This window comes from Ketobacter sp., assembly GCF_003671495.1.
In the GTDB taxonomy this organism is placed as follows: domain Bacteria; phylum Pseudomonadota; class Gammaproteobacteria; order Pseudomonadales; family Ketobacteraceae; genus Ketobacter.
The window spans coordinates 43,097-56,399 of record NZ_RCHN01000016.1 but is presented as its reverse complement, the minus strand read 5'-3'; the positions used below and the strand labels follow the sequence as shown (position 1 = coordinate 56,399).

The 13,303-nt window shown below is 57.9% G+C and carries 11 protein-coding genes; 9 read left to right on the top strand and 2 right to left on the bottom strand.

Annotated elements, in window-relative coordinates:
* The first annotated feature begins 47 nt into the window (after positions 1-47).
* Positions 48-1,397 carry a cytochrome P450 gene (locus tag D9N14_RS08470; RefSeq protein ID WP_290578935.1) on the top strand — a complete coding sequence of 450 codons (1,350 nt, stop codon included), beginning with the start codon at positions 48-50 and terminating at the stop codon, positions 1,395-1,397.
* A 12-nt stretch (positions 1,398-1,409) separates the two neighbouring features.
* Entirely contained in the window at positions 1,410-2,276 is an 867-nt protein-coding gene (locus tag D9N14_RS08465; protein WP_290578934.1) for an SDR family oxidoreductase, read from the top strand.
* A gap of 300 nt (positions 2,277-2,576) precedes the next feature.
* Here the strand turns inward: D9N14_RS08465 and D9N14_RS08460 are convergent, their stop codons facing one another.
* Positions 2,577-3,680 (bottom strand): oxygenase MpaB family protein, encoded by a 1,104-nt coding sequence (locus D9N14_RS08460; protein WP_290578933.1) that lies wholly within the window; start codon positions 3,678-3,680, stop codon positions 2,577-2,579.
* Between the two features lie 161 nt (positions 3,681-3,841).
* Between D9N14_RS08460 and D9N14_RS08455 the strand changes: the two genes are divergently transcribed.
* On the top strand, positions 3,842-4,507 hold the full coding sequence (locus D9N14_RS08455; protein WP_290578932.1) for a TetR/AcrR family transcriptional regulator: 666 nt from the start codon (positions 3,842-3,844) through the stop codon (positions 4,505-4,507).
* Here D9N14_RS08455 and D9N14_RS08450 read toward each other — a convergent pair.
* Positions 4,480-5,718, bottom strand: a complete 1,239-nt coding sequence (locus tag D9N14_RS08450; protein WP_290578931.1) for a saccharopine dehydrogenase family protein — start codon at positions 5,716-5,718, stop codon at positions 4,480-4,482. The two genes, D9N14_RS08455 and D9N14_RS08450, sit on opposite strands and share 28 nt — an antisense overlap.
* Positions 5,719-6,004: 286 nt before the next feature.
* Here D9N14_RS08450 and leuS point away from each other — a divergent pair, with 286 nt between their 5' ends.
* The 6 genes from leuS (at position 6,005) to D9N14_RS08420 (ending at position 13,207) form a co-directional block, all read left to right on the top strand.
* Positions 6,005-8,572 carry a leucine--tRNA ligase gene (gene leuS / locus D9N14_RS08445; RefSeq protein WP_290578930.1) on the top strand — a complete coding sequence of 856 codons (2,568 nt, stop codon included), beginning with the start codon at positions 6,005-6,007 and terminating at the stop codon, positions 8,570-8,572.
* Positions 8,569-9,069, top strand: coding sequence for an LPS assembly lipoprotein LptE (gene lptE / locus D9N14_RS08440; protein ID WP_290578929.1), 501 nt, complete (start codon positions 8,569-8,571; stop codon positions 9,067-9,069). Before leuS ends, lptE begins: the two co-directional genes overlap by 4 nt.
* Positions 9,066-10,100 carry a DNA polymerase III subunit delta gene (holA, locus tag D9N14_RS08435; protein WP_290578928.1) on the top strand — a complete coding sequence of 345 codons (1,035 nt, stop codon included), beginning with the start codon at positions 9,066-9,068 and terminating at the stop codon, positions 10,098-10,100. Before lptE ends, holA begins: the two co-directional genes overlap by 4 nt.
* Positions 10,101-10,204: 104 nt before the next feature.
* Positions 10,205-11,260: an alpha/beta fold hydrolase gene (locus tag D9N14_RS08430; RefSeq protein ID WP_290578927.1), complete on the top strand. Its 1,056-nt coding sequence runs from the start codon at positions 10,205-10,207 to the stop codon at positions 11,258-11,260.
* Between the two features lie 92 nt (positions 11,261-11,352).
* The gene (locus D9N14_RS08425) at positions 11,353-12,555 is read left to right on the top strand and encodes a sensor histidine kinase (protein WP_290578926.1); all 1,203 of its coding nucleotides are present in this window, start codon (positions 11,353-11,355) and stop codon (positions 12,553-12,555) included.
* A 7-nt stretch (positions 12,556-12,562) separates the two neighbouring features.
* The gene (locus D9N14_RS08420) at positions 12,563-13,207 is read left to right on the top strand and encodes a response regulator transcription factor (RefSeq protein WP_290578925.1); all 645 of its coding nucleotides are present in this window, start codon (positions 12,563-12,565) and stop codon (positions 13,205-13,207) included.
* Positions 13,208-13,303 lie beyond the last annotated feature (96 nt).

Below are 13,303 nucleotides of genomic sequence, written 5' to 3'. Positions count from 1 at the left end.
AGAGAGAGCTGCATAGGAATCATTAGGTAGGGTAAATAAAAATGATAATGGACCTGATACACGAACAACGAGCCGGGCTGCACCTGAAACAGACCCTGCCTGGCGAAAAAGGCCTGCCCCTGTTGGGCCACAGCCTGGATTTTTTATACCGACCGGTGGAAACCGCCCTGCGCTTTGAAGGCAAGCACGGCCCGGTATTCTGGCTTTCGATTTTCGGCATGACGGCCGTGGTCCTGGTAGGCCCGGAAGCCAACAAACTGGTGTTGCTGGATCGCGACAAGGCCTTCTCCAATTCCAAGGGTTGGGATTTCTTCATCGGCCAGTTCTTCAAGCGCGGCATCATGCTGCTGGACTTCGACGAACACAAATTCCATCGCGGCATCATGCAGGCAGCCTTCAAAAAGCAGGCCTTGATGCAGTATGTGGATCGCATGAACCCGGTCATCGAATACGACCTGGGGCGCTGGTGTTACAGCAAAGTGCGAAAAAATTTCAAAGTGCTGCCCGCCATCAAACAATTGACCCTGGACATCGCCACAGAGGTGTTCATGGGGGAAAAGCTGGGACCAGAGGCCGACGAGATCAATAAAGCGTTCGTGGATTGCGTGCTGGCGGGCACCGCCCTGATTCGCTATCCGGTGCCCGGTGGCCGCTGGTCACGAGGCTTGAAAGCGCGTCAAAAACTGGAAGCGTTTTTCGGGTCTCGGGTTGCAGAACGACGTCGTAACCCGGGGCCTGACCTGTTCAGCCAGCTGTGCCTGGCTGAGGATGAGAACGGCCAGCGTTTCAGCGACGAGGACGTGGTCAATCACATGATCTTCCTGATGATGGCCGCCCACGACACCTCCACACTCACCATGAGTGCCATGTTCTACTACCTGGCCAAGAATCCACAGTGGCAGCAGAAACTGCGCCAGGAGTCGCAGGCATTCGGTAAACCCACCGTGGGCTATGAAGACCTGGACCGGCTCACCGGTATTGAAATGGTGATGAAGGAAGCCTTGCGCCTGATCCCACCTGTGCACGGCATTCCGCGGCGCACTGTGAAAGATGTTGAGTTCAACGGCCACACCATTCCGGCGGGCACCTTTATCATCGTCAGCCCCTTTGTGACCCATCATATGGAACAGCACTGGCCGGACGCGGAGCGATTTGATCCCGAGCGTTTCAATGCCGAAGCCCGCAAGGAGCAACATCCCTACCAGTTCATTCCCTTCGGTGGCGGTGCCCACAAATGCATTGGCCTGCACTTTGCCGAGCTGCAGATCAAAACCGTGATGCACCAGATTCTGTTGAATTTCCGCTGGGAAGTACCGGCCAATTACACCATGCCGATTAACTTTACCACCTTACCCAATCCCGCCGACGGATTGCCGGTAAAACTGATTCGCCTGTAGTAAGGAATTCATATGACCACGCCCATACACAAAACCATCTTCATCACCGGCTGTTCCTCCGGCATCGGCCGCGAGGCTGCCAAACTGTTCCAAAGCAAAGGCTGGAATGTGGTGGCCACCATGCGTAACCCGGATGCGGAGCAGGAGCTGACCCAGCTGGAAAACGTCATCTGCCCCAAGCTGGATGTGAACGACACCGCCTCAATAGAAGCCGCTGTGCAAACGGCATTGGATCAATTTGGCTACATCGACGTCCTGGTCAACAATGCGGGCTATGCCTTGATGGGCGCCTTCGAAACATTGGACGCCGACCAGATCCGGCGCCAGTTTGAAACCAATGTATTCGGCTTGATGGAAGTCTGCCGGGCCGTGCTGCCTCATTTCCGCAGCCGCAACTCAGGCGTATTGATCAACGTGGCCAGCATGGCCGGGCGCTTCCCATTGCCCCTGTACAGCGTGTACAACTCCAGCAAGTTCGCCGTGGAAGGCTTCACCGAAACCCTGATCTACGAACTGGAACACTACAACATCAAGGTGAAGCTGATCGAACCCGGCGCCACGAACACCAATTTCTTCGGCCGCTCCAGTGATCGGGATAATGGTACCGGTGTGAAAGACTATGACGCGTATACCAAGGAAGTCTTCGACATCATGGATTCCATCGGACCGGCCGGCTCCACCAGTGCAGACGCCGCCAAGGTGGTGTACCAGGCCGCCACCGATGGCAGCAACAAATTGCGCTATGCCTCCGGCACTGACGCCAAAGCCTTCCTGCTGGCCCGTCGCCTGCTACCGGATCGCCTGTTCAACCGCTCCATCAAAATAAGCCTCACCCCCTGGGCTTTGAATTCAGTGGGCCGACTCTTCTATCGCGTATAGACGCGTATAGAAATTTTCTCTCTTGTACCCTTCGTGTACATTTTACAGAGCCATCAGCGAAATGCTGCATGGCTCTTTTTTTCTCATCTCTGACCGACAGCGCGTTCTTTCATAAAGTCAGTGAGCAATGGGTACGTAATCACCAGTGCCATATGCCAACTCAGACTCTGGTTTTTCGTATACATTTCCCATATATCACATCACGCGCCTTGAACTATCCAATGGAGTTCACTGGTGAGCCGCATCATATCAGTTTATATACGAATCTTGAGATCTAATTACAGAAGTCCGAATCCCCCCTCACGCAATATTCCGAAACGCCCTTTTTTCCGGATCGGCGGGCAAATTATCCATCAGCGACTGGCGCAGATTGCGGTAGTTGTACCGTGCACTGAGCCGATCCGCACCGGGGATATGATAGTGGGCAAAGGTGCCCGCCTTGTTGGCCAGCTTGTAGGCCAGGGCCGCTTTGTGCCACTTGCGGTCCCGAGGCAGTTCATACACATCCGCCAGTTCATTTCCCAGGCACATACGGCTCAGCTCATTGAGCAGCCCTTCCGGCAGGTTAAACGTGGGTTGCCCGGCCAGTGCATTGATCACCACCTGGGCCAGCATGCGGCTTTCCTCATTGGGGCTGTATTGGCGTTCGCGGATGCGTTCATATTGATAGATTTCCTCTTCCAGCGAATCCGTCAGCATCTCCTCACAGACGCCATTCAAATGCGCGCCGTAACGCCAGTAATGGTGCACCGCTTTTTTGTCGTCTTCTTTCAGGCGCGCCCCCATTCGCTCCATGCCCCGCAGGGACAAATAATCGAATTCAATGACGGTGAACGCCATGTCCTCCTGGTTCACCGGTTCGTCGTACAGTTCCGTTTCCCATCCGCGCTGTTTCAGGTATTTGCGCACCATGGCGTGCAACAAACGTACTTCCATCACTGTGCGATGGCCGGGGCCACCCACCTGCAGTCCGCCGGGCACCAGCATGTTGTGGGTCATTTGCCCGGTTTCATAAATGCGCCGCAACACGTCCTGATGCAAACGCCCGGTGGCCACCAGCACATGAGCGGCCTTGCTAAGGGAATAGCCCTCCACCAGACTGCTCACCAGCAGGGCGATGCCGCGCACGCCGGCAAAGGCCAGCAGCACCTGGCGGGCGTGCTCGATCTGCTCCCAATCCACCCAGTCCGGCACACTGTTCATATGCTCCACATAGGCGGCGAAGTCCCCGCCTTCTGTACGTGCCCGGCGCAACACCTCATCGATCATCTGGGAGGGGCGTCCGCGCTCGATCCGGGCCGCCACCGCATCCGCCAGCGGGTCGCAGGTATAGCGCATGCGATCCATCACCTCGTCAGAGTATTTTTGCTTCCACATCAGATTTACGGGCAGTTGGGCAGTCATGGATGGCTCCTGAAATTATTAGGTCCTTAAATGGGTCAGTCTGGATACGGTGAATCCAGAAGATAGGACCGAAATCGTCACACGGGTTGGCATTTGCCTGAGCCTTGAGCATAATCCAAGTAATTACTTGGTTAGTACTTGGTTTTCATGGCTGACAACTGATGACGGACAGCATTCCACCCCTGAGTAGCCTACTCACAACCCCTCTCAGCACCCTGAGCAAGCAGCCCAAACAGCCCCGGGCCAAGCAGACGGTGCAACGCATCATCGCCGCCACCGGCGAACTGGTGATCGAGTCCGGGCTCGAGGCCCTCACCACCAACAAGGTGGCTGAGCGCGCCAATTGCAACATCGCCACCCTGTACCAGTATTTTCCCAACAAACAGGCGCTGTTGAGTGCACTGATTCAGACCCATCTCAATGAGATGACCCGGCGCCTGAACGATTTGCTGGAACAATTGGGCGATGTGTCAGTGGAGGAATCCACCCGCCTTTGGGCCACCCTGGGCATTCAGTATTTTCGTCAAAGTGGCGGCGTGATGGCGGAACTGCTGAAGAGTCAGTACATCCTCTCGACCCTGCCGGAAGGGCGTGAATTTGAGCGCCGGCTGATGGAGGCCATGCACCGCTTTCTGAGCCGCCAGCGGCAGCGGCTCACGGTGCCGGACCTGGACCGGGCGGTGTACGTGGCCTTTACGGCGGGATCGTCCCTGTTGTCGAAACATCTGCTGGAACCGGTGCCCTATTATCGGGATGAAGAGATCGTCGAGGAGCTGGTGTGCCTGATGCGGCGCTATTTTTACACCGTCGACTCCAAGCCCCAGTGAATGCCGGCATTGGCCTGCAATTGCTCCCGTAACACCTCGCCCATGGCCAGGTAGGGGGTCAGGAACCCACCGCTGCGGCCGGTTTCCGCCTCGATCTCATCCTGGCGCCGGGCCAGGCAATAGGCCGCATCCACCAGCATGGCCGCCGTGCCCCCGTGGCCGGGGTCCCAATGGGTATGCATCCAGCCTTTCAGTTTTTTGCCAGACGCTGTCACCCCCACCGCTTTGAACCCGCAGGGGCCGTTGCGGGCAATTTGCCGATCCGTGGGCCCGCTGCCCTCCTTCGGCCCCAGGCTGTGCAGAAAGCGCCCGCTGCGGGAACGGGGGTCCGCCTCCACAAACAAACGGGTGAGGCGAGTTTCCAACTCCGCCTGCAAGCGCTTCAGGGGGCCACGACCCGCCAGCTTGGCCTCCCGATACGTGAACTGATCCCCCCACGGATACCCCAACAGGGCGTGGCTGCGCCGCACCACTCGCGCATTGATCTGACCCAGGGGAAAAGGCATCACCCACTGACCGAAGTCCGCATCAAACTGTACCTGCCCCAGATCCGGGCAGTGGGGGCCCTGCAGCTGGTCCGGAGGGTTCAGGCTGTAGGGGTTGGCGATCATGTCCGCCATGGCAGGATCACTGGCCACCGCCTCCATCACCCCTTTACCACTGGCAAAACTGCCCCCGCTCACCGCGATATGGCCGTGGCTGAAACAGTTGGTGATGTGAGTGCAGTACTCGCCATACTGGGCCAGCGCCCCCTGCTGCATCCGATGCACCAGGTATTCCGACGGGATGGAATCCAATCCACAGCAATTGACGATTTTGACGTTGCCGGCCTGGGCCGCCGGGTCGTGGGTGTCCATCATGTGCCGCAGCCAGTGCAGCTCGCCACACAGATCCGCCATATGGGTGCCGTGGGCAATACAGGCTGCCACCATCTCACTGGCGTATCGTGCCGCCGGCGCCACCGTGGAGGCCAGCACCCGGGTTTGGGCGGCCACCTGATCCGCCGCCGCCCGATCCGAGCCGGGCACAATAAAAATTGGCAGCGCCGGGTTGCCGGTCTCGGCCCGGACTCGCTCCAGCCGGGCCCGATCGCGGCCGGCGATGGCCCAACGCAGCTGATGGCCATACTGCCGCTGCAGGTACAACGCCGCCGGACGGCCCGTATGGCCGGTGGCGCCCCAGAGAATGATGTCGAATGGCCTATCCTGCATGAGCGCTCCTCTGGTCAGAGATGTGCGGATCGGGGGGTGGGCGGTAATCAAAGCGCTACCTTACCCAGCTCAGCCACCGGCCCGTCACCACCGCGCAGACGTGTCTTCCCGGCGCCATTTGGTGTATCCTGCCCGATTCCCTGAATCGCCATACCCTCCCCGGCCAGAGGCACCAAAGCGGGCTCGCCCCTATCTGTTGCCAACCGGGTGCGGTATCCTTAATGGCCTTTTAATGGTCCTTGCACAGGCCCTTTGAAAAATAGTTATTTCCGAGAGTTTTCAGTCGATGGAAGAACAGTACCAGCCGCAGCAGATCGAGGCGGAAGCCCAGCAGTATTGGGAACAGAACAAGAGCTTTGAAGTCACCGAGCAGGAAGGTAAGGAGCCTTACTACTGCCTCTCGATGTTCCCCTACCCCAGTGGCCGCCTGCACATGGGCCACGTGCGCAACTACACCATCGGTGACGTGGTCAGCCGTTTCCAGCGCATGCTGGGCAAAAACGTGATGCAGCCCATGGGCTGGGATGCCTTCGGCCTCCCCGCCGAAAACGCCGCCATCAAAAACAAGGTGGCCCCCGCCAAGTGGACCTACGAAAACGTCGAGTACATGAAAGGCCAGTTGAAGCGTCTGGGCTTTGGCTACGATTGGAACCGTGAGCTGGCCACCTGCCGCCCGGAATACTATCGCTGGGAACAGTGGTTCTTCACCAAGCTGTACGAGAAAGGCCTGGTGTACAAAAAAATGGCCACGGTGAACTGGGATCCGGTGGATCAAACCGTACTGGCCAACGAGCAAGTGATCGACGGCCGCGGCTGGCGCTCAGGTGCCCTGGTGGAACGCAAGGAAATCCCCCAGTGGTTCGTGAAGATCACCGACTACGCCGAAGAATTGCTGGCTGACCTCGACAAACTGGAGCACTGGCCCGAGCAGGTCAAGACCATGCAGCGCAACTGGATCGGCCGCTCAGAAGGCGTGGAGCTGCAGTTTGAAATCGACGGCAACGAACCACTGACCGTGTACACCACCCGCCCCGACACCCTGATGGGCGTAAGCTATGTGGCCGTGGCCGCACAACACCCCCTGGCCAAACAGGCCGCCGAGGGCAACGCCGACATCGCCGCCTTTATTGAAGACTGCAGCCACAACAAAGTGGCCGAGGCGGACATGGCCACCATGGAGAAGAAAGGCATCTTCACCGGACTGATGGCCAAGCACCCCATCACCGGCAATCAAGTGCCCGTGTGGATCGCCAATTTTGTATTGATGGATTACGGTTCCGGCGCCGTGATGGCCGTGCCAGCCCACGATCAGCGTGATTATGAATTTGCCAGGCAGTACGACTTGCCCATCCAACAGGTAATCGAAGCCCGCAACGGCGAAGAGGTGGACCTGGCCAAAGCAGCCTTCACCGAGAAAGGCATCCTGATCAACTCCGGCCAGTTCGACGGCTTAAGCTCCGAAGACGCCTTCAAGGCCATTGCCGAATTCCTGCAAAGCCAGGGCAAAGGCCAGGTGAAAGTGAACTACCGCCTGCGCGACTGGGGGGTGTCCCGTCAGCGTTACTGGGGTACTCCGATTCCCATGATCAATCTGGCAGACGGCAGCGCCGTGCCCACCCCGCCGGAACAGTTGCCAGTGCAACTGCCCGAAGACGTGGTGATGGACGGCGTGCAATCCCCCATCAAGGCCGATCCAGAGTGGCGTAAAACCACCTACAATGGCGCGGACGCCGAGCGCGAAACCGATACCTTCGACACCTTCATGGAGTCGTCCTGGTATTACGCCCGCTACTGCAGCCCCAACGACGATACCCAAATGCTGGACCCGGAGAAAGCCAACTACTGGCTGCCGGTCAACCAGTACATCGGCGGTATTGAGCACGCCATCCTGCACCTGCTGTACTCCCGCTTCTTCCATAAACTGATGCGCGATTTCGGCTTGGTGAACTGCGATGAGCCCTACGAGCGCCTGCTGTGTCAGGGCATGGTGCTGGCCGATTGCTTCTACCGCGAGGACGAAAAAGGCGGCAAGCACTGGATAGCCCCCACCGACGTGGAACTGAACGACGCCAAACAATACGTGTTGAAAGCCGATGGCCAGCCCGTGCTGCACGACGGCATGAGCAAGATGTCCAAGTCCAAGAACAACGGCATCGACCCGCAGGTGATCATCGATCAGCACGGTGCCGATACCGTACGCCTGTTCATGATGTTCGCCGCACCACCAGAGCAATCCTTGGAATGGTCCGACAGCGGCGTGGAAGGCGGCAACAAATTCCTGCGTAAAATCTGGCGTATGGTCACCTCCCACCTGGCACAGGGCGATGCCCCCTTGCTGGACAAGGGCGCCCTCAATGAGCAGCAAAAAGATCTGCGCCGCAAGCTGCACGAAACCATCGCCAAGGTGAAAGACGATTACGATCGCCGCCTCACCTTCAACACCGCCATTGCCGCCGTCATGGAACTGTCCAACCACATGGCCAAGCTGGACGACGATGGCCACCAGAGCCGGGCGGTCATGCGCGAAGCACTGGAAGCCTGCGTCCTGATGCTGGCGCCCATTACCCCCCATATCTGCCACACCCTGTGGCAAAAACTGGGACACGCGGAGCCAGTGATCGACGCGGCCTGGCCTGCCGTGGATGAGAGCGCCCTGGTGCGCGACTCCATCGAAATTGCAGTGCAGGTAAACGGTAAAGTCCGCGCCCAGATTCAGGTGGGTGTTGACGAAGACAAGGACAGCATTACTGCAAAGGCCCTCGCCAACGAGAACGTGCAGAAATTCACGGAAGGCAAAACCATCGCCAAAGTGATCGTGGTGCCCGGCAAACTGGTGAGCGTGGTTGCCAAATGAGTCTGCGGCTCTGTGCCTCACTGCTGCTGATCACAGCCCTGTTACTACAGGGCTGTGGCTTCCAGTTGCGGGGCTCCACCAACTCCATCGCCAAATCCTATGGCAGCGTTCACCTCATCAACAAAAGCGGCGATGAGGCCCTCAGCAAAATCGTCGAGCAGGCCTTGCTGGACACCGGCACCAAAGTCACGCCCTCCTCCGCCAACATATTGGAGCTGCTGGATTCCGATGAGGACAAGCGTACCGCCTCCTACTCCAGCCGCGGCAAAAGCGCAGAGTACGAACTGTTGAAGGAAATCCGCTTCCTGTTCAGAAAACGGGACGACGTGCTGATTCCGGAAACCACCTTCCACGCCCGGCGTTCCTATTTATACCGTGAGACCGCGGCGGTGGGCAAAGCGGAGGAAGAGAACATTCTCAAGCGGGAAATGGACCAGGATCTGGCGCAACGCATTCTGCTGGCCATCCGCCGCTCTTCCCAGGAAGACACGCAATGAAACTGCGCCCCAATCAGTTGAAAGAGCATTTTGCCAAGGGTCAGGCTTTGCCGGTGTATATCCTGAGCGGCGATGAAACCCTGTTGATGCAGGAAGCCGCAGACCACATTCGGAAGGCTTGCCGTCAACAGGGTTTCACCGAACGGGAACTGTTTCCAGTGGAAGCGGGCTTCAATTGGTCCGACCTGTTGGAAGCCGGCAACAGCATGTCCCTGTTCGGTGATCGCAAAATCCTGGAAGTGCGCCACGACAAACCCAAATTTGATGACGCCGCCAAGAAAACCCTGCAGGCCTATTGCGACAATCCCAATCCGGACAACGTCCTGCTGCTGATCATTCCCAAGGTGGACAAGAAAACCCAGGCCACCAAATGGTTCCAGAAAATCGAACAGGCCGGCGCCCTGATTCAGGTGTGGCCCATTGATATTAACCAGCTGCCCCAGTGGATTCACCAACGCATGCGCAACGCCGGACTGGAGCCCACCCGGGATGCCGTGCAACTGCTGGCGGAACGGGTGGAAGGCAACCTGCTGGCGGCTTCACAGGAAGTGGAAAAGCTGGTGCTGCTGCGGGGCAAAGGCCCACTGGACGTGGCAGACATTGAAGAGTCCGTGGCGGACCACGCCCGTTACAACCTGTACGACCTGGTGGACGAAGCCTTGAAGGGTAACGATGCCCACGCCATCAAAATGCTCAACCAATTAAAAGCCGGTGGCACCGAGCCCACCGTGTTGCTATGGGCCTTCAGCAAGGAAATCCGTGCCCTGGCCGGCATGGCCCAGCTCATCAGCAACGGCATGGCTGCGGCACGGGTGATGCAGGAGTACCGCATCTGGGACAGCCGCAAACCGATGTTCCAATCCGCCCTGCAACGTTTGTCCGGCAACGTGTTCCGTCACTGCCTGCTGGAGGCCGCCCGCATCGACCAAGCCATCAAAGGCATGGGAGAAGGCAATCCCTGGGACGGCTTCAACACCATCATTCTCTGGCTCTCCGGCCGGGTGCGCCCCACGCAACTCTCCATCGCCTGAAGCCACTCCCCCATTCGGGGGATGTTCCTGTATCTGACATTCCTGCATCCTGCTTTCGGCACACCCAACACCTCGAATACACCGAACACAAGGCAGGCGCCAGGATGCGTACAACACTTCTGATCTGTATTTTACTGTCCACCCCCACCTGGGCGGGCACTTGCAATCAATCGGCTTTTATCCCCGATGCCATCCACCAAAAACGACTGGAACAGGGATGGGTGGGGCAATGGAACCGCAGTTTTGCAGAATCCATAATCAGCATCCAGGACATCGACGGTAACACCTGGGATTACTACGCCATCGAAAAAAAGCCGGACAACGCCCGCCACCTTATTCTGTTCCTGCATGGCTTTCCCGAATTCGCCTACGCCTGGGAGCAACAACTGGAATACTTCGGCGAACGCCATCACGCAGTGGCCATCGACCTGAAAGGCCATCACTATTCCTCCAGCCCGGACGCCATTGAAGAATACGACTTTATTGAAATCGGCTGGGAGATCCGCGCCCTGATCCGCTGCCTGGGTTATGACAGCGCCACCCTGGTGGGTCATGACTTTGGCGGCGCCATTGCCTGGATCATGGGCATGCTGCACCCGGACGCCATTGATGGCCTGGTGGTACTCAGTGTTCCCCACCCTTACCTGTTCGGCCGGGCCTTGCTCGACCCCAACAGCGATCAGGCGCACCGCAGTCGCTATGTCGACTACGCCCAGGGCACCGGCCTTAAGGATCAACTCAACTTCTCCAAGATTATTTTCAGCGACTTCTCTATTTTTGAGAGTGGCTTCTATTCCGGCCAACGTATTCTGCGCTTGATGTGGGAAAACTGGGTGCCCACCGCGCGCTGGAAAACCATGAAACACTACTATCGTGCCATGCCGTACCCACCCAATGAGCAGGACTACCCGGCCGAACTGACACCGTTCCAACGCAAGATTTATTCAGTGAAGCGGCCCACTCTGTTTCTGTGGGGTCTGGCCGATCCTTACTTTGCTCCGGACACGCTCAACGGCATCGAAGACCTGGTGCCTGATCTGGAGCTGGTGACCTACCCCAGCGGCAGCCACTGGCTGCACCACGAAGCGGAGGACCTGAATCAGCGCATTGACGCGTTCCTGAATCGTATTCACCCACAATCGAACACAGACACAGACTAAAGCCCTCAGCCCAACAGCCCTGGACGGGCCTGCTGCCGGCATGCTATACCGCTGTGAAACCACCATGAACCAAACACGCATATTCTCGGCCTATGAACCTGACTGATCGACTGCCGGCGTATTTTCTCGCACGGGCCCTGGCGCTCTCCGGCACCGGACTGGTGGTGATGGGCTGCGCCTATGTTGCACTCTATCCAGCATTGGAGGCATCGCTGTTTGAGGGCTCTGCCCACCTGACACTGACGCTACCGGCCCTATTGTTCGTGCCCCTGTTCTTATCGTCTTTTCTCTACCTGATGCTGATTTTCCCCCAACGGGAACTGAAGCATTTTCCGCGCCGGGTACAACACCCGCTGCTGCTGTTGCTGAGCGCTCTCAACTATGTGAGCGCCATTGCCCTCATTCATGCCGCGTATGGTCCGTCGCTGGTTGCGGCCACCAACCCTTATACCAATCCTTTTGCAGTGGGCTTTCTACTGGCACTTCCCGCTGGCACCCTGTCCGGCTTGCCATCGCGGCAGGCATTGGCATTGCTGGGTGGCGCCAACCTGATGGCCTGGCTGCTACTGCAACCACTGTTGGGCACCCTGTTCCTGCTGCAAATGCTGAGCAGCCAGTTACTGGTCTATCTGTTGTTCAATGGCCTGATCCATGAATTCCGGCAAAAAACCATCGCCAATACCCAGCTTGCACAACTGCACACCACGCAACAACTGCTGGAATCCCGTGCCCAACAGGAAACCCGTGAGGCCATCGCGCGGGATCTGCACGACGAACTGGGTCATCTCAGCACCGCCATCAGCCACAACCTGAATCAATATTGCTATCTCAACCAAAGTCAGGACCCGCTGCTGCGCAACGCCCTTGCCCTCACCCAGAAAATGGCCACCCAGATCCGCTCCCTCTCCCACAACTGGCAGGCGCCGGTGTTTGACGTCAAAGCAGCGCTGCTGGAACTGGCGCACACCATTCCGCGCCCGAGCATCGAAGTGGACACCGAAGGCTTCGACGGTCGCTGCTCCGCGGTCAGTGGCGAGACTCTGTTTCGGGTCTGCCAGGAGATCATCACCAACAGCATCCGCCATTCCAACGCCTCCCAACTGCAGATCATGATTCTGAAGAGCCCGTCCCGCTTCAGCGTCAGCGTGGAAGACAACGGCAGCGGTCAGAACGGCTTGCAGGCGGGCAAAGGGTTGCAGGGTATTCAGGCCCGTGTGTCCCAGCTGGGTGGCCAGGTTGACATGGCCCTGACCCCGGAAGGTTTTCGGGCCCAACTGACGATTCCTTGCGTATGAACTGCTTATGAGTTACCGCATACTGCTTATCGAAGACCAGGCACTGGTGCGGGAAAGCCTGGCATCACTTCTGAACTGTACACAGCGATTTACTGTCTCCGTCAGTGTGGAATCCATAGAGGCGGCACTGCAGTGCCTGGCTCAGCCAGAACAGTTTGATCTGATTCTATGCGACTACCACCTGCGTCAGTCCACCGCCGAAAACCTGTTGCGCAGTCACCAACGACCTGCCGGCATTCCCGTCGTAGTGTTGACGTCCCACTTCAACGCCATTGCACTGCAGCACTGCCGCAGCTTGGGCGCTCAAGGTTTTCTGTTCAAGGAATCGTCCATTCATGACTTCATCCAGGCCCTCACCCAAATCGTGCAGGGCGGCGAACATTTCGCAGCACCGGAGCCGGAGCCAGCGCTGTGGACGGTTGCGGAGACCGCCAATGACACTCAGCCTGCCACGCTGGACCTTCAGTTAACCGACGCCGAGTTGGACACACTTAAATGGCTGGCCACTGGCATGAGCAACAAGCAGATTGCACTCAGTACCGGCAAAAGCGCGGAAACCGTAAAGACCCACATTGCTCGCATACTGAAAAAGCTGAATTGTAAAACCCGCACCCAGGCCGTGACCAAAGCGTCGCATTTCAATCTCATCTGAGCTCCCACACACTGAAGAACCCTCGCACGAACAACCCCTGAAAACAAAGCTGCAGACCTGGATGTCCGGCCCAAACGACTGGGTTTTGTCACACTT